This is a genomic window from Roseburia sp. MSJ-14 (genome assembly GCF_018918225.1).
GTDB lineage: Bacteria > Bacillota > Clostridia > Lachnospirales > Lachnospiraceae > Petralouisia.
This window is the reverse complement of the sequence record NZ_JAHLQD010000020.1, coordinates 69,956-87,880: the sequence shown is the minus strand read 5'-3', so window position 1 is coordinate 87,880 and position 17,925 is coordinate 69,956. Positions and strand designations below refer to the sequence as shown.

Sequence of the window (17,925 nt, the reverse complement as noted above, 5' to 3'; positions counted from 1 at the left end):
AAATTTACAAAAGTATATCATTACATTTTACAAAAGAACTCTATTATCAACTCATGACTGAAACAGACGAGGAGGATTCATATGTCAGAGATTTACTTAGGTTCCACTTTGCTGTGGAATGCTTCATTGGAAAAAATATTTTCCTTTATTTACAGCAATGGGCTGGATGGAGTGGAAATGTGGGCACAACATTGGTTTGAAAGAGGATATTCCATAGAAGAATATCAAAGGTTGTCAGCACTTTACCCAGTAAAAACAGTAGTTCATAGCTGTAGTTGGGATTTGAATCCATCATCTTTGAATGAAGGTATTCGCAAGGCATCCGTTGGAGAAATTGAAAAGTCCATTGACCTGGCAGTGGAATTAAATGCCGATGAAGTTACCGTTCATCCGGGACATGCAACAGTTGCCGGAAATATGGAGGAATATTATCCGCGAATGCATCAGTCATTACAGGAAATACTGGAGTACGCGAAACGAAAAAATATAGATATTTCGCTGGAAATCATGGAAGAAATTCCAAAAGAATATGCCACTTCAGTAGGTGCTATGAAGAAAATCACACAGGAAATGGAAGATGAATTTTGTTATACGTTAGACATTGCCCACTGTGAAGGAAAAAAGGAAATTTTCACAGCGTTAGAAGAGGGAAAGCATTTTTCAAAGTTCCACATTAGTAATCGGCAGGGAAAACATCTTCATACTCCGTTGCCGGAGGGGGATTATGATTTTACAGAAATTCTTCCTATATTAGAGAAATATCAGCTCCCATTTGTAGTAGAAGGATTTGATTCAAGCAAAGAATTTTCAGTAGCCAGGAAAAATGTTAATTTTTTAAAGAATTATGGAGGAAAAAAATGAAAAAAAGTTTATTGGCAAAAGCAGTAGCGGTAGTGCTGGTAGCAGCAAGTTTGGCAGGTTGCGGAAATAGTAAGACAGACACAAATCAGGCAGATAAGACAGAAAATACAGCAGAAAATACCACTTCCCAGGCACCGGAAGTAAAAAAGGAAGATTTAAAAGGAACGATTACTCTTTATACTTCACAGCCAGAAGAAGATGCACAGAAATTGATTGATGGCTTCCATGAAGAATGTCCGAATATTGAAGTTGAGGTATTTCGTTCCGGAACAGAAGAAGTTGTAAGTAAAGTATTGGCAGAAAAACAGGCAGATTCCGTATTGGCAGATGTATTGTTAGTTGCTGACAGCGTTACATTTGAATCTTTAAAAGAACAGGATTTAATGATGAGTTATGAGTCTCCGGAACTAAAAGGAGTTCCGGAAGAATTTATTGATAAAGATCACATGTATACAGGAACAAAAGTAATTTCTACCGGTATTATCTATAACACCGATATGGTATCAGAGGCACCAAAAGGATTTGCAGATCTGGCAAAGGATACTTTTAAGGACAATACCATTATGCCAAGTCCATTGTACTCAGGTGCAGCAGCATATAATCTTGGAGTAATGACCAGAAATGATGCATTAGGATGGGATTATTATGAAGCATTAAAAGAAAACGGAGTTACTGTTGATAAAGGAAACGGTGCAATTCAAAAGTCAGTTGTAGCAGGTGAAAAAGCAGCAGGTGTAATTGTTGATTATATGGCAGTTCGTTCAAAACAGGAAGGTGCACCGGTAGAATTTGTATATCCGGAAGAAGGTTCTCCATGTGTAACAGAGCCAATTGGAATTTTAAAAGATACTAAAAATGAAGAATTAGCAAAGGCATTTGTAGATTATGTTTTATCAGATAAAGGACAGGAATTAGCAGCATCTATCGGTTACACTCCAATAAAAGAAGGCGTTAAGGCACCGGAAGGATTAAAGAGTATCAGTGAGTTAAAGACTATGACATATGATATTTCTGAGTTATATAAAGCAAGAGAAACAGATAAAGAGCAGTTTAGCTCCTTGTTCCAGTAAAAGCAGGAGAGACACATGGAAACGTTAAAAAAAGGAAAAAAGTACGCGATTCACAGTTTATGTTATTTGTTAATCATACTGGTATTTATTGCGCCTATTGTGCGGTTGTTTCTCATGAGTCTAAAGTCAGAGGAAGGGTATAGTCTGTGGAACTATGCCCTTCTCCTGCAAGAAGATAGAACCAGAAAAGCAATTTTAAATACCATTGTGATTGCAGTAGGATCAACTGCCATTGCAGCAATATTAGGCAGCGCATTTGCATTTATTATTGCATATACCAATGTGCGCAGAAAAAGGTTACTGGAATTACTGGTGTTACTTCCATTTATTATTCCATCCTACATTATCACTCTTTCCTGGAGCAGTCTTTTTAGCCAAAAAGGAATGATTAACCAGACACTTTCAGCTATGGGACTTGGGAAGATTAACGTCTATTCCATAGCAGGTATTATTTTAGTTTTGGGATTTTGTAATGTACCTATTGTATATATGAATGTAATTCATATGTTGCGTAAAATACCAACAGATATGGAATGGGCAGCGCGGACTTGTGGTTATGGAATCGGACAGGCAATGCTTAAAATCAATTTAGTTCAGGCAATGCCGGCAATTATCAGTGGAAGTATTCTGGCGTTTTTAGCAGCGGTTGATAACTTTGCAGTTCCGGCATTTTTAGGAATTTCTTCGGGAATTCCGGTGTTAAGTACTTACATCTATGAAAAGTCTATTAGTTTTGGACCAAATAGCTTTTCTTTAGCGGCTACATTGTCAGTGATTTTATCGGTAATTGCAGTAGCGGGAACGTTGGTAGAAGGAATATTTGGAAAAAAGAGTTCTGGAATGGAAAGTATTAAGGAAGATTATTCTGTGCGTATTCCGTTAAGTTCAGGAAAACGAAAAGTTTTACAATACGGTGTAATTCTCTTTTTGTGTATCATTAATATTGTGCCGTTGATTTCCATGTTTACCAGCGCATTTCAAAAAAATTACGGCGTAAAAATGACCTTAGACCAATTTACCACAGATAATTTCACTGCAATCTTTCAGAATAAAGGTGTATTAGATGCGATACGAAACAGTTTGATGCTTGCCTGTGGTTGTTGCATAATCTGCATTGTCATAGGAACGGCTATTGCTTATCAGAAAGTACGCCATCCGGGAAGAATGATTACTTTGGTAGAAAAGAGTGCATCTCTTACTTATGCCATTCCGGGAATTGTACTGGCATTATCTATGATTTTTCATTGGGTAGAGCCACTGCCGGGGATTCGCCCGGGAATTTATGGAACCATTAGTATTTTAATGATAGCCTATGTAACCCGCTATTTAATTTTACAAATAAAGGGAAGTGCAACGGCAATGTTGTCCATTCATCCTGCATTAGAGGAAGCTGCGGCAGCATCCGGAAGAAGTGTTTTTGCAGTGTGGGGGAAAATATTGATTCCCTTATTAATTCGACCTGTGTTGTCTAGTACCTTTATGATATTTGTTTCAGCATTAACAGAACTGACGCTGTCATCTATGCTTGCAGCAGCAGGAACAAAAACCATTGGTTTAATGATCTTTAATTTTCAGCAGGCAGGAGATTATAATCTTGCAGCAGCTATGTCAGTGGTAATTGTAGTATTAGTGCTAACAGGATATTTTCTTATCAATCATAAAAATAGTGAATATAAAAAAGTAGAGGAACGTGTATATGAGTCTTTCAATAGAAAATGTAACCAAAAAGTTCAATCAAACATTAGCATTGGATCATATTAATGTTTCCATTAAGGATTCAGAATTTATTGCAATTTTAGGACCTTCCGGTTGCGGAAAAACCACATTGCTTCGTACAATCGGTGGATTTATTCAGCCTACAAGCGGAACAATTCGAATGGATGGTGTCGTCTGTTCCGATGCAAAAACTATGATTCCTGTGGAACAGAGAAATCTGGGCATGGTATTTCAATCCTTTGCCTTATGGCCACATATGACGGTGCGTCAACATGTGGAATTTCCCATGAAAAGTAAAAGACAAAGGCATATTTCAGCCCAGGAAAAAGAAAAAATGGTGGACTATGCGTTAAAATGTACCGGACTTACGGCATTGGAAAACAGATTGCCGGGGGAATTATCCGGTGGACAACGACAGCGAGTAGCATTGGCAAGAGCTATTGTAGGAAAGCCATCGGTGCTTCTTATGGATGAGCCGTTGAGTGCATTGGATGCAGAATTAAAAATCAGTATGCGAAAGGAAATTCAGGATATTCATAAGATGACAGGTGCGACTATTGTATATGTAACTCATGATCAGAGTGAAGCGATGGCAATGGCAGATCGAATCATTATTATGAAGGACGGAAAAATAGAGCAGATAGGAACACCCAAAGAGATATATTGTCATCCTGCAACGCGGTTTGTGTCTACCTTTGTCAGCAAATGTAATTTAATCAAAGGCAGATGGAATGGAGACTATTTCCAAGTGTTAAATGAGCCTATCCGGTACCATGACGGTGAAATTGCCCCCGTATTCCATCAGGAAGGATTATACCCGGTACGACCGGAAGAAATAAGGCTGGTAACACAGGGGGAAGGTATTCCGGGTGTAATAACCAATAAACAGTATAATGGTCGGGAAATACACTATTCGGTGCAGTATGGCGAAGATAATTTTACCGTATACACAAGTGCCAATGAGGAATATGAGCCGGGACAAAATATAAAAATGGTAATAGAAAGAAGAGAAGCAGTATGAAATTATTATTTGACCTGCATACCCACACAGTTGCCAGTGGACATGCGTATGGTACGTTAAAAGAAAATGTGGAAGAGGCAGCGACAAAGGGATTAAAGATTTTGGGAACCTCAGACCATGCAATCAGTATGCCGGGAACGACCAATCCAATCTTTTTTACCAATTACAGAGCAATCCCGGAGGAAATTCAGGGCGTAAAAATATTAAAAGGAATTGAAGCAAATGTTATGGATTATCAGGGAACCATTGATGTGGAAGAAAAAATATATCCGGCATTGCACTATGTAATAGCAAGTCTTCATGTTCCTTGTATTAAGTCAGGAAGTAAAGAAGAGAATACCAGTGCGTTAATCGGAGCAATGAAAAATCCATATATAAAAATTATCGGACATCCGGATGACAACCGTTATCCCTTAGATTATGATTGGTTGACGGATGCAGCAAAAGAACAGGAAGTGGTATTAGAATTAAATAATTCTTCTTTTGGCCCTGCTTCCGGACGACAGAATGCATGGGAAAATGACTTGGTATTATTAGAATATTGTAAGAAAAAGGAAGTACCAATTATATTAGGAAGTGATGCACATATTTTTTGCGATGTAGGACGCTTTGAAGGTTGTTTAAAAATATTGGAGTATTGCGATTTCCCAAAGGAGTTAGTGATCAATCGTAAGAAAAAAGGATTACTAAAAGTACTGAATCGAGTACCGGAATGGCTTCAGTAAAAAGCCGAAAATAATATATGCAATTACAAAGATTAAAGAGTTATTTTATGTTTTTTCCGATATACTCCGGCAGTCATTCCACACTGTTTCAAAAAGCATTGGGAAAAGTAACTTTGAGAAGAAAATCCGGTAAGCTGTGCAATTTCTCCAATACTGTGGTCGGTATCTGTTAGCAATTCGCAACTGGCTAAAATTCGTTTCTTTTGCAGATAGCTAATAGGAGAAATACCAAAGGTATTGGTGAAAATGTGCACAAAGTAATATTTGTTCAAGTGCGCAAGTTTTGCCAGTGCATCCAGAGAGAGGTCTTGCGCATAGTGAGCATCTATATAGTGTTTTACTTTGCTGCATTCATGATGTAAGGTTTGCGTTGGAACAAGATTATAAGAAAAGTTGTTATAGCGGCTTAGTTGTATCAGAAGAACTTCCAGCAGTTTTTGACAAGCCAGTTCATAATCTGGTTTCTTTTCTGTAATCTCTTTTAAAAGGGTAGAAAAGTAAAATAGCAAGGTTTGTGTATCATTTTTACAGTGAAGAATCATATATTGGGATTGCTGAGAAAAAGAGAACACAACACCATCCACACCGAGAATCAAATATTCCAAAGGTTCTGTGTGAAATGAAATTTCCGTATGGGCTACATTGGGATTCACCAAAATAAGGTCGTCTTTCTGGATAGGAATAGTGGCATCTTCAATGACAAATTCACCCTTTCCGTTTTTCACATAAAAAAGTTCGCAAAAATGATGACTGTGCCTTAAACTGGTCCAGTCTTCTTCATATCTAGAAAAAGTAACATATAAAAGTCGAGCAGAACTACTGTCTGCGTCAGGGGAAGAAAGATGATATTTTGTATTTCCCATAAGGCTCCTTTCGAAAGAACAAACAGTTCCCTTGCCGGACGCTTTTGTGTCCAAGTGATGTCAGTTATGACGAGTTCATCGTAAGTATCTAAGTTTCTTATAATCCAATGATATTAATATTTTAGCAGGAAAAGAATGAAATAGCAACATATCTAAAAAACAGCGCAAGATATAAGTTGAAAAAGAACGTTTTTTTCCATATGCTGAAGGTAGAAAACAACTGTAAAAATATTTCAGAGAAGGGATATAGGAGGAGATTACTATGGGAAAAACAAAGGGACGCGTAACCATACCAACAGATGTGGATGTAATACCACAAACACTGGAAATGATGAAACGCTGGGGAGCGGATGCAGTGAGAGATTGCGATGGAACAGATTTTCCGAAGGAATTACAAGAGGTAGATGCTAAGATATATTCTACTTACTATACGACAAGAAAAGATAATGAATGGGCAAAGGCAAATCCGGATGAGGTGCAGCAGATGTATTTGATGACACCGTTTTATACGGCGAAAGACACTAGCCTTGTAGTACAACTGATGAAAGGGCTGTATCCGGATATGTTAAAACCAAATAGCAGAGATGATATTACTCGTTGGTGGGAAGTGCTAGATCGGACCACAGGGCAGGTAGTACCTGTAACGGAATGGAGTTATGAGGAGACAACCGGGAATGTCACCATAAAAACACAGCCATTTCACGATTATACGGTAAGTTTTCTTGCTTATATTATATGGGACCCGGTGCATATGTATAATGCCGTTACCAATAATTGGACAGAGGTAGAACATCAGATTACCTTTGATGTACGTCAACCAAAGACCCATGCATTTACTATGAAGCGGTTGCGAAAGTTTATAGAGAATCATCCTTATGTAAATGTACTTCGTTTTACCACATTTTTTCATCAATTTACCTTGGTGTTCGATGAGCTTGCAAGAGAAAAATATGTGGATTGGTATGGATATTCTGCATCTGTCAGTCCTTATATCTTAGAACAATTTGAAAAAGAGGTAGGGTATCCATTTCGCCCGGAATATATCATCGATCAGGGATACTATAACGGACAGTATCGGATTCCCTCCAAGGAATATGGGGATTTTCAGGCATTCCAGCGAAGAGAAGTAGCGAAAATTGCTAAGGAAATGGTGGACATTACCCATGAATACGGTAAGGAGGCCATGATGTTCTTAGGAGATCATTGGATTGGAACAGAGCCATTCATGGAAGAGTTCTCGAACATTGGACTAGATGCTGTGGTAGGAAGTGTGGGAAATGGTTCTACACTTCGACTTATTAGTGATATTGAAGGGGTGAAATATACGGAAGGGCGTTTACTGCCATACTTTTTCCCGGATACATTTTATGAAGGAGGCGACCCGGTAAAAGAGGCAAAAATAAATTGGGTAACAGCCAGACGAGCCATTTTAAGAAAAACGGTAGACCGCATTGGATATGGCGGATATTTAAAACTGGCAATCGAATTTCCCGAGTTTGTGGAATATGTAGAATCCGTGTGTGATGAGTTTCGGGAGTTATACGAGAATGTAAAAGGATGTACACCATATTGTGTAAAACGAGTCGCTGTTTTGAACTGCTGGGGGAAAATGCGTGCATGGGGTGCACACATGGTTCACCATGCCCTCTATCAGAAACAAAATTATTCTTATGCAGGTGTTATAGAAGCGTTATCTGGGGCACCGTTTGATGTAACATTTATAAGTTTTGAGGATATAAAAGCAAATCCGAATTTATTAAAGGATATAGATGTTATCTTAAACATCGGCGGTGCGGATACGGCGCACACCGGAGGAGAGTACTGGTGTGACCCACAGATTGTTACTGCCATAAAGGAATTTGTATATCGAGGTGGAGGAATCATTGGGGTAGGAGAACCAAGTGCCCATCAGGCAAATGGTCGTTATTTTCAGTTGGCAAATGTGTTTGGAGTAGAGGAAGAACGTGGATTTACCCTGGGATATGATAAGTATAATTGGAAAAATCATGCACACTTTATTACGGAAGATTGCAAAGGCAGAATTGACTTTGGAGAAGGGCAGAAAAATATTTATGCACTGGAAGGAACTACAATTTTGGTGCAGGAGGAAAAAGAGGTGCAATTGGCGGTAAATGACTTTGGAAAAGGTCGAGCTGTGTATATCAGTGGACTTCCTTATAGCTTTGAAAATAGCAGACTGTTGTATCGAGCAGTTCTTTGGAGCAGCCATGAGGAAGAAAATCTCTACAAATGGTTTAGTACAAACTATAACGTAGAAGTGCATGCGTATATTAAAAATGGAAAGTACTGTGTAGTAAATAACACTTATGAACCTCAGAAAACCACAATTTATAAGGGAGATGGAAGCAGCTTTGAATTAGAAATGGCAGCAAATGAGATACGGTGGTACCAAATAAAAATTTAATGATTGTGAAAAGAGGGATATCATGTTAAAATATGTGCAAAGCATATTTTTTCTAAGATTCCAGGCAAATTGCCATCTACTTTTCTAAAGATTCTTTATTCAGAAAATCCGTGCTTTTATTCGTGTAAAACAACAAAGCAGGAGATTCTGTAGAAGCCTCCTGCGATATAAGAAGGAGGACAATATATGAACAAAACAGAAAAATTTGAAAAGAAAATATCCGAACCGGAGTTAGAGTTAAAAGTATTAATGTTAAATATCAATTTAGGGAAAAATAAAGAATTATTGGAAAAGTGTGAAACATTACGAGAATATATGCTCTATGTAACAAAGGTGCGGGAATATGCAGCCACAATGAGTATTGATGTGGCTGTAGAACGGGCAGTCAATGAGTGTATCAAACAGGGAATTTTGCAGGAGTTCCTGCTCAAGTATAAAGCGGAGGCGATTCAAATGAGTATTTTCGAATATGATGAAGAACGGGAAATGCAGTTAATAAAAGAATCTATGCGGCAGGTGTATTCAAAAGAAGGTCGAGAGGAGGGACGTAAACAGGGGTTAGAAGAAGGTCGAAAAGAAGGTCGAAAGGAAGGTCGAAAAGAAGGTCGTGTAGAGGGAATTCAGATTTTTATTTTAGACAATCTGGAAGAGAAAATCCCACCAAAACGTATTTTGGAAAAGCTTCAAAAACGATTTCATTTAAATCAGGAACAGGCAGAAATGTATTTTGAAAAATATTCGAAAGAGTCAAACATGTAACTTAGAATAACCAGGATAAGAATCATTGACAAATGAGTAAAAATATACTAACATAACAGGTGTTATGATGAAAAATAAAGAAAAGACAGTAGAAAAGATAAAGCAGGCGGCAGTGGAGGAGTTTTTGGAAAAGGGATATACCAAAGCAAGCCTTAGAACCATCTGCAAGGCAGCCGGAGTTACCACCGGGGCGATGTATTTTTCTTTTGAAAGCAAGGAAGCTTTATTTCGAGCCATTCTGGAACCACTTATTGTACAATACGAGGAACTGTTAGAAAAATACATGAAAATAGAGCTGAAAGAGCCTGAGAAGGGTGCCAGGCTGGATGTGCTTATGATGCAGTTCATATTAGCGCATAAAAAGGAAACCATTATTATTATGGAAAAGGCACAGGGAAGTTGTTACGAGAGTTATCGAAGAAATGTAGAAAGAATGATGGAACGGTCTTTTCAGGTATATTATAAGAGCAGGTTGGAAGCACCACCAAATGAAGATTTAATAAAAATACTGGCAAAAATCAGGCTGGATAGTTGTCTGGAGATTATTAAAGGAAATTATGACATGGAATATAGTTTGTATTTAGCGGAGAAAATTGGTATTTATGCCAATGGTGGAACCGAAAAATTATTACAGAATTTAAAAGAGTTTCATAGCAATTAGCTATGGAGCTCTTTTTTATATAACATAACAAAAAGTGACAAGTGTTATGATGAAAAGGAAGGAGAACAACATGGAGGAAAAAGAAAAAGTTACAGTAAAGGGAGTGCCGGAAACAATGCTTCAGACATTGTATGCAAGGGCGAAGGAATCTCAGAAAAAAGAACATTATATTTATGATCCTAAGGCGGTTGAGATTGTATCTCAGTTAGAATATGATTTTTCTAAGGCAGATAAAGATGGAACAATGAGCTCTGGAGTTATTGCAAGAACAATCGTGTTGGATAAAATGGTTGGAGAATTTCTGAATAAATTTCCAGATGCAATTGTGGTAAATATTGCATGTGGTATGGATACAAGGTGTTATCGAATGCAGGGAAAATTTTCACGGTGGTACAATATTGATTTACCAGAGACAATTAATATTCGAAAACGATTTTTAGAGGAAAACGGGTCTGTTTATCAGATAGCAAAGTCCGCCATGGATGCCTCCTATATAAGTGAAATTGAATATAAGGGAGAGCCGGTATTAGTTATAATTGAAGGCCTTACCATGTATCTAAGCGAAACAGAGGTAAAACAAATATTTGACATTATCAATAAAAAATTTCATAAAGCAACCGTGTTTGTAGAGACGATGTCTCCGTTTGTGGTACGTCATGTTACAGAAAAATCCATTGAAGGAAGTCAGGCAAAGTTTACTTGGGGAGTAAAAAATGGCAGTGAGTTTCAAAAACTTATACCACAGTTTACTAATAAAAAAGATGTCAGTCTGGTAGAAGGAATGAAGGTATTTAGCCCAGTCTATAAAGTGATAGGAAAGATTCCATTTATTCGAAATATATCAAATAAAATTCTTGTAATGGAAAAAATATGAAACGTTAAAGAAGAGAAGAAAAGTGAAAAATCTAATAGTTATAAATTACGCAAGATTTCGTTGACAGAACGTTATAAAAGGGTAAAATAGAAATTATAAAGGGAGAGCACAAAACAACCGTACAGGTAGAAAGGTGGAGTGAGTATGGAACTTTTAGTGAGTGGCATATTGCTAAGTGTGATTGCGGTAGTATATGCGATTTTTTGGCGCAAGGTTGGCAGTAGCATTGGAAGCGGATACGGTAAGAATTACATGAAAGAAAAATGGGGAATTGAGGAAGACAAGTAAGAAATAGAAGTGCAGCCCAAAGCCAAGAGAAAAAGGATGGCTTTGGGCTGTATTTTGTGTGCATATATTATGTTTCAGCTTCCGCATTTTTTAAATGTTCTAAATATATTTTTCGTATGCTTTCGTATTCTCCTAATCCCTTAATATGACAGACAACTTCATATCCGGCAGCTTCAAACCGTGATTTCCAGGAGTCCTCCTTATCGCCTGCCATATCATTATTAGCATGGTCTCCGGCAACCAATAAAAACGGTGCCAAGTGGACACGTTTTGGATGAACACGACCTACCTGACGAATCAATACATCTAAGTCAGGATAAGCCTCTACGGTTCCCATAAAAGCGTGTGTATATCCCATATCCTTTAAAGTATAATCTAAAGCAGCATAAACGGAGTTTACATAATGTGTTGTACCATGTCCCATAAATACTAATGCGTCTTCTTGCGGAATGTCTGCAAACTCTTTCATTACCGCATCTAATACCAGGTGGTTATCTTCGGTAGAGGTAAGAAGAGGGGTGCCAAAGCGAACCGTCAATTCCTCTGAAGCCATAGATAAAATAGTTTCTTTCATGGCATCGTTTTCTAATCCGTTAATTAAGTGAGTAGGTTGTACGATTAAGTCTGTAATTCCATCTGCCCAAATCTGTGTCATTGCTTCCTCAATAGTAGGAATGTGAATATGGTCACGTTTCTGTAAAATATGAATAATTACTTTGCTGGTCCATGCCTGATAAATGGCATAGTCAGGGAAAGCATTCATAACATCGGTTGCCATTTTGTCTATTGTTTTTTCTTTACTTTCTATATAGCTTGTACCAAAGCTTACCAAAAGGATTGCTTTTTGTTGATTCATATGATTACCTGCCTCTTTGTTGATATCAGCACAAGTATAGCAGAGTGACAAAGACACGTCAAATATGATATACTCAAAAAAATGGGAGGTGGATGAATTGAGAAGAGCTATCGCACTTTGCGGAGGAGGAACGAAGGGAGCCTATGAGTTGGGAGTATGGCAGGCACTCAAGGAATTAGATATTGATTATCAGATTGTAACGGGAACATCCATAGGTTCGATTATTGGGGCATTGATGACTACGAGAGATTATGAAAAAGCCTGTGAACTTTGGGGAAATATCCGCATGGAAGATGTTATGAAGGATGGAGTTAATCTTACTACCACCATAGAAGGCATGTATAATCAAAGGGAGCAAATCCGTCCTTTTTTGAAAAAATATGTGAAAAATAAAGGAGCAGATATTTCTCCTTTTATAGAATTTATAGATGGAATGATTGATGAGGAAAAAGTGCGTCAATCAGATATTGATTTTGGATTAGTAACCGTTCAGGTAAGCAATTTAAGGTCATTAGAACTTACTAAGGAAGAAATCCCACAGGGAAAATTGAAGGACTTTATTATGGCATCTGCTTCTATTTTTCCGGTATTTCCAATGCATAAAATTGATGGAGAAACATATTTAGATGGCTGTTATTATGATAATTTACCAATAGATTTGGCGTTAAAAATGGGAGCAGATGAGGTCATTGCAATTGATTTACATACCAATCCAAGTCATCCTAATTATGTAAACAAACCATATGTAACCTATATAAAACCAAGTCGTTCGCTGGGAACGATGTTGAACTTTGAACGTCAGATTATTGATGATAATATTCAGCTTGGATATTATGATGCAATGAAAGAATTTGGCTGTATGATGGGAAAACAGTATCAGTTTTACGGAGAAGATTATACAGAGTATCAGGAGATAATACAGAACTTTGTAGGTCGTGTGGCAAGAACGGAATCCTATCTTACCGAAGGGACATTCAGTCGTTTTGTAAAGCCGGGAGACAGTAAAAAACTTTGCGGAAATATAGAAGATCATATCCGAAAAACAGAAAATGCGTATACCAGAGAAGATTATTTTACCGGAGCAGCAGAAATCTGTGGTGAAATTTTTAACATTCAACAAAATAAGGTGTGGCATCTAAAAGAATTTATTGGGGAAGTTTTGGAAAAACTAGAAGAAAAAGAAGCATATCCTGATATTGATGTATTTGATGGAAGGCCGGGAATGGAAATCACTTCCAGACTGGCAGAGTTAAAAATAAGAGAAAACAGTGATTATATTACAGGTTGTATCTATTACGGATATAAAGCAGGAAAAATAGATTTAACAGAACAATTGGGACTATTAACCTTTTTACCTTATGAATTGGCAGCGGCACTATTTTTGCTGGCAGTGGATTAGGAGTGACAGAAAAAGGGCATGCGCATATAGTATAGAGATAGAAAAAATGGGAGAATCGTTGTGGATTATAAACAGGAATCTTTATATGGAGCGTGGGACGCGAGTCACAATAAAATGCCTTTTTATATGGCATATCCAATTCAGACCGTTTATATGGAAGAATTAGAGTATGCCAGAGATATGCAGAAGCTAAAGGATATGTATCCAAAGGAGGTTCGTGAGATTCAGGAACTGGTAGAAGATGAATGTGACAAAATGGAGTATGATGGCAGTCTCATGTTTGATGAGACACCGGATCAACTGATGTTACGTCAGATTACAGACCGAATTTATGATGCAGTTTCCGGAAAAAGCATGAATATTCGGGATTTTGAAAGTGAGCAATATGAAGAGACGATGCAGGCAGAGGAGCTTCCGCTAGAGGGAAGTATGGTAGAAGAACGAGGTCAGAAAATAAACCTGCAAAGACCGGGAAGACCACCACACAGACCGGGGATGCGTCCACCGAGAGACAGAGGATTGGAAGATTTGATACAGGTTTTGTTGTTTAATGAAATGCATCAGCGCAGATGTCGCCATAAACGTTGCCGCAGATGGTGGTAAAATCCCCATGATTGTGATATACTTTTCAACTGATAGAAGAAACAGGAAAAACCATTAAATATAGAAAGGTTTCAAATGGAAGAATTACAAGAACTTTTATATAAATATCTAAATCAGAGCCTTGTACAGATGATTATCAGTAATCCAAGGAACCGGGAGAATGCTGGAAAAATCCACCTTCGACCGGTTCTGGTGAAGGATGAACTGGTATTTCAGGCAAGCGAATATAAGGAGAAAAAGGTTTATCATAAGAACTTAACCAAAGAAGAAGCAGTAGAACAGGTATTACAGTGGATGGAACTGTATCGCCAGTTAGAAGTTATGGCGCAGTGTGGACAGGCTACGGTTCTTATTAGCAAAAAGGGAAAAGTAACCATAAAGGAAAAAAAGGACTGTACCTGTGCAAAGCAGATAGATTTGTCTCACAATCGGAAAAAGAAGTATATTTTAGAACCGGAGAAAAAAGTCGAATTTCTGGTAGATTTGGGTGTGCAGACCAAAGAAGGAAAAATCGTACATGCCAAGTATGATAAGTTTCGTCAAATTAATCGTTTTCTGGAATTTATCGAAGATATTTTACCGGAGTTGCCAAAAGACCGTGAAGTTACGATTCTGGACTTTGGATGCGGGAAGTCTTATCTGACTTTTGCAATGTATCATTATTTAAAAGAATTAAAGGGATACCCGGTACGGATTATCGGGCTGGATTTGAAGGCAGATGTGATTGCGCATTGCAATGAACTGGCAGAAAAATACGGATATGATGGGCTTCGTTTTTTTGTAGGTGACATTGCACAGTATGAAGGTGTAGATGCGGTAGACATGGTAGTTACTTTGCATGCTTGTGATACAGCTACGGATTATGCCTTGGACAAGGCTGTGAAATGGGGAGCAAAGGTGATTTTGTCTGTACCTTGTTGCCAGCATGAGTTGAATAAACAGATGCAAAATGAGCTATTACAACCAGTGTTAAAGTATGGTCTGATAAAGGAGCGAATGGCGGCATTACTTACGGATGCCTTGCGTGCAGAAATATTAGAAAGCAAGGGTTATCAGGTGCAGATATTAGAATTTATTGATATGGAACATACTCCGAAGAATATATTGATTCGTGGAGTGAAAAAGGGCGGGAAAAAAGATGCAGCAGCCTATCGAAAGGTAATGGAATTTTTTGACGTGTCTCCTACACTAGAAATTTTGCAGAATGGAAAGGACGAATAGCATGCGTAAGGGTGTGATAAAAGGAATTGTACTAGTTACAGTTTTTATTGTAACAATGGTGATAACCAGTATTTTAACTCACCAAAATAACATAGATCTTACTACGAAAATGTCGGAGCCGACCTTGCCGGTAATATCATTAGAAGAAAACGGAACCAAAATCGATGAACTGTACGGATATACCAAGGAAATGGACGGTACAGGAGTCAGAGATGCCATTGCACCATTGGGGGAAGATTTAACATTACCAATTGATATAAAAACGTATCAGAGTCAGGTAGAAGCTATTTCCTATCAGGTGCGTACTATTGACATGGAACGGTTGATTCAGGAAGATAAAATCGAAAGTTTTTCACAAAAAGACGGAGTAGTGAGCGAGAAGCTTCAGTTTGAAAATATATTAGAAGAAGACAAAGAGTATATGTTGATTCTCACATTACAGTGTGATGGAAAAGAAGTTTACTATTATACCAGAATTATTCGGGAAAGTGGATATCATGTACAAGAGGCAGTAGATTTTGTCTTAGATTTTCACGAAAAAACCTTTGATAAGCAGCAGGCAAATAGTCTTGCAACTTACTTAGAACCCAACACACAGGAAGATAATACTTCCCTTCAAAAAGTAACCATTCATTCTAGTTTGAACCAGGTGTCATGGGCAGACTTTACCGGAGAACGTGTGGAAAAACCGATACCATCTATTAAGGAAATCGGAACATCCTATAATACCATTGTGCTGAATTATGTACTAATGGCTGCCGGTGAAAACGGAGAAGTGGAGTATTATAATGTAGAAGAGTATTACCGGGTACGTTATGGAAATAATCGAATGTACCTGTTGAATTATGAGCGAACAATGAATGAGATTTTCCGGGGAGAAAGTGACAGGGTTACTGCAAATGGAATTTCCCTTGGAATTCGTTCCAAAGATGTGGAATATAAGGCAAATGAAAAAGGAAGTGTCATAGCCTTCGTGCAGGAAGGGGAATTATGGAGTTACAGCAGTGATGACAATCGTCTTTCCAAAGTATATAGTTTCCGTGGTGCAGAAGGAATTGATGACAGAGAAAATAATCCACAGCATGATATAAAAATTATTAAGATAGACGAAACCGGAAGTATGGATTTTGTAGTGTATGGTTATATGAATCGAGGAAATCACGAAGGAAATACCGGAATTGCAGTTTATCATTATGATGGAGTGGGAAATACCATAGAGGAAGAATTATTTATTCCATCGGATAAGTCCTATGAGATGTTAAAGGCAGAATGGGGAGACATTTTCTACGTTAGTGACGGAAATGTATTTTATCTGTTAGCCGGTGACAGTCTTTATAGCATCAATCTGTATACCAGAGAGAGTAAAAAAGTGCTGGATCATTTAGAAGGAGGACGCTATGCAGTATCTGAAACAGGACGATATATTGCATGGCAGGATTCAGATACCCTTTATAATGCAACAACGATTAAAGTTATGGATTTAGAAGGAGAAGAAATCCGTGAGGTTCAAGCGGGTGAGGGCGAATATCTGCAACCGATAGGATTTGTCCAGAATGACTTTATATACGGAGCGGCAAGACAGGGAGATGTTGTAGTGGATAGTGCAGGAAATACCCAGTTCCCAATGTGCCGCGTTCAGATATTGGATGAAAAGGGAGAAGTTGTAAAAGATTATGCCAAGGACGGTTATTATATAACAAAGGCCTATGTAGAGGATGAGACCATATATCTGAATCGTGTATATCAAAATGGTGCAGGTGCAATCCCGGCAGAGCAGGATACTATTAAAAATCAACAGTTAGAGGCAGAACGAAATATTACCGTGGACACCTCGCAATTAGAACAAAAGCAGACAATTGTTGAATTTACCTTTGCGGGAGATAGAGAAGAATTGACAGAAGCACCCCAGATTGTAGTGCCAAAGGAAATTTTGGTTAAAGAAGATCGAAGTGTAACGCTAAATACAGATGCGAAACAGGAAATTTATTATGTATATAGTGCCGGAAAAATTGTAAAAGCTACCCCATTTGTGGCAGAAGCGGTAACTACAGCAGATAGCAGCATGGGTGTAGTGATTGGAGATAAGCAAAAATATATTTGGCGAAGAGGAAGAAAAACGTCACAGGCTGTAGTAGGAGACGTAACGATAGACGAAAGTCAGACAGGTACAAACGCTACGGCAAGGTGTTTGACAGCAATTCTTCAGACCGAAGGTATCAGTATGGATGTGGAAGGGCTTTTGACCCAGGGAGAGACACCAAAACAGATATTGACGGAATCATTAAGTGATGATAAAGTCATTGATTTGACAGGTTGTAATGTAGAACAGGTACTATATTATGTAAACCTGAAAACACCTGTATATGCAGTTGTAAATAATGAGGCAATGTTAATCGTGGGATATGACGAACATAATACCATTCTATATAATCCGGATAGTAATACAACCTATAAAATGGGGCTTCAGGATAGTAATGCCATGTTCGAGGCAGCAGGAAATGTTTTCCTGGGGTATCTGAAGTAGCCTCTAAAGTTTTTTGCACTTATTACCGAAATAGTAGTTATGAAATAACGTAACGATGA

Annotated in this window: 16 protein-coding genes; 14 read left to right on the top strand and 2 right to left on the bottom strand. The window is 38.0% G+C overall.

The window, feature by feature from the left end; genetic code table 11:
- The first annotated feature begins 81 nt into the window (after positions 1-81).
- From KQI83_RS08900 to KQI83_RS08880, 5 genes are read left to right on the top strand one after another with little or no spacing between them, the layout of a single operon-like run.
- Positions 82-861: a sugar phosphate isomerase/epimerase family protein gene (locus KQI83_RS08900; RefSeq protein WP_216556788.1), complete on the top strand. Its 780-nt coding sequence runs from the start codon at positions 82-84 to the stop codon at positions 859-861.
- Positions 858-1,931 (top strand): ABC transporter substrate-binding protein, encoded by a 1,074-nt coding sequence (locus tag KQI83_RS08895; protein WP_216556786.1) that lies wholly within the window; start codon positions 858-860, stop codon positions 1,929-1,931. Before KQI83_RS08900 ends, KQI83_RS08895 begins: the two co-directional genes overlap by 4 nt.
- A gap of 15 nt (positions 1,932-1,946) precedes the next feature.
- A complete protein-coding gene (locus KQI83_RS08890; protein ID WP_216556784.1) occupies positions 1,947-3,692 on the top strand; it encodes an ABC transporter permease in 1,746 nt (581 codons plus the stop codon).
- Positions 3,628-4,668 carry an ABC transporter ATP-binding protein gene (locus tag KQI83_RS08885; protein ID WP_216556782.1) on the top strand — a complete coding sequence of 347 codons (1,041 nt, stop codon included), beginning with the start codon at positions 3,628-3,630 and terminating at the stop codon, positions 4,666-4,668. The genes KQI83_RS08890 and KQI83_RS08885 overlap by 65 nt, the downstream gene beginning before the upstream one ends.
- Entirely contained in the window at positions 4,665-5,393 is a 729-nt protein-coding gene (locus KQI83_RS08880; RefSeq protein ID WP_216556780.1) for a phosphatase, read from the top strand. Before KQI83_RS08885 ends, KQI83_RS08880 begins: the two co-directional genes overlap by 4 nt.
- Before the next feature lie 32 nt (positions 5,394-5,425).
- On the opposite strand, the gene KQI83_RS08875 is transcribed toward KQI83_RS08880, so the two are convergent.
- Positions 5,426-6,256: an AraC family transcriptional regulator gene (locus KQI83_RS08875; RefSeq protein WP_216556779.1), complete on the bottom strand. Its 831-nt coding sequence runs from the start codon at positions 6,254-6,256 to the stop codon at positions 5,426-5,428.
- A 262-nt stretch (positions 6,257-6,518) separates the two neighbouring features.
- Here KQI83_RS08875 and gnpA point away from each other — a divergent pair, with 262 nt between their 5' ends.
- From gnpA to KQI83_RS08850, 5 genes are all read left to right on the top strand, one after another.
- On the top strand, positions 6,519-8,681 hold the full coding sequence (gene gnpA, locus KQI83_RS08870) for a 1,3-beta-galactosyl-N-acetylhexosamine phosphorylase (RefSeq protein WP_216556777.1): 2,163 nt from the start codon (positions 6,519-6,521) through the stop codon (positions 8,679-8,681).
- Positions 8,682-8,867: 186 nt separating this feature from the next.
- Entirely contained in the window at positions 8,868-9,440 is a 573-nt protein-coding gene (locus tag KQI83_RS08865) for a hypothetical protein (protein ID WP_216556775.1), read from the top strand.
- 64 nt (positions 9,441-9,504) lie between these two features.
- The gene (locus tag KQI83_RS08860) at positions 9,505-10,101 is read left to right on the top strand and encodes a TetR/AcrR family transcriptional regulator (protein ID WP_253295562.1); all 597 of its coding nucleotides are present in this window, start codon (positions 9,505-9,507) and stop codon (positions 10,099-10,101) included.
- A 70-nt stretch (positions 10,102-10,171) separates the two neighbouring features.
- Positions 10,172-10,975: a class I SAM-dependent methyltransferase gene (locus tag KQI83_RS08855; protein ID WP_253295561.1), complete on the top strand. Its 804-nt coding sequence runs from the start codon at positions 10,172-10,174 to the stop codon at positions 10,973-10,975.
- A 144-nt stretch (positions 10,976-11,119) separates the two neighbouring features.
- The gene (locus KQI83_RS08850; protein ID WP_216556773.1) at positions 11,120-11,263 is read left to right on the top strand and encodes a hypothetical protein; all 144 of its coding nucleotides are present in this window, start codon (positions 11,120-11,122) and stop codon (positions 11,261-11,263) included.
- A 67-nt stretch (positions 11,264-11,330) separates the two neighbouring features.
- On the opposite strand, the gene KQI83_RS08845 is transcribed toward KQI83_RS08850, so the two are convergent.
- Complete coding sequence (locus KQI83_RS08845) at positions 11,331-12,119, bottom strand: sirohydrochlorin cobaltochelatase (protein ID WP_216556771.1); 789 nt, start codon at positions 12,117-12,119, stop codon at positions 11,331-11,333.
- Positions 12,120-12,216: 97 nt separating this feature from the next.
- On the opposite strand from KQI83_RS08845, the gene KQI83_RS08840 reads away from it, so the two are divergent.
- The 4 genes from KQI83_RS08840 to KQI83_RS08825 all read left to right on the top strand — a co-directional run bounded on the left by KQI83_RS08840 (position 12,217) and on the right by KQI83_RS08825 (position 17,866).
- The gene (locus KQI83_RS08840) at positions 12,217-13,518 is read left to right on the top strand and encodes a patatin-like phospholipase family protein (protein ID WP_216556769.1); all 1,302 of its coding nucleotides are present in this window, start codon (positions 12,217-12,219) and stop codon (positions 13,516-13,518) included.
- Positions 13,519-13,578: 60 nt separating this feature from the next.
- Positions 13,579-14,121, top strand: coding sequence for a hypothetical protein (locus KQI83_RS08835; RefSeq protein ID WP_330622338.1), 543 nt, complete (start codon positions 13,579-13,581; stop codon positions 14,119-14,121).
- Positions 14,122-14,196: 75 nt separating this feature from the next.
- Positions 14,197-15,342, top strand: coding sequence for a class I SAM-dependent methyltransferase (locus KQI83_RS08830; protein WP_216556767.1), 1,146 nt, complete (start codon positions 14,197-14,199; stop codon positions 15,340-15,342).
- A 1-nt stretch (position 15,343) separates the two neighbouring features.
- Positions 15,344-17,866 (top strand): hypothetical protein, encoded by a 2,523-nt coding sequence (locus KQI83_RS08825; RefSeq protein WP_216556765.1) that lies wholly within the window; start codon positions 15,344-15,346, stop codon positions 17,864-17,866.
- Positions 17,867-17,925: the final 59 nt, after the last annotated feature.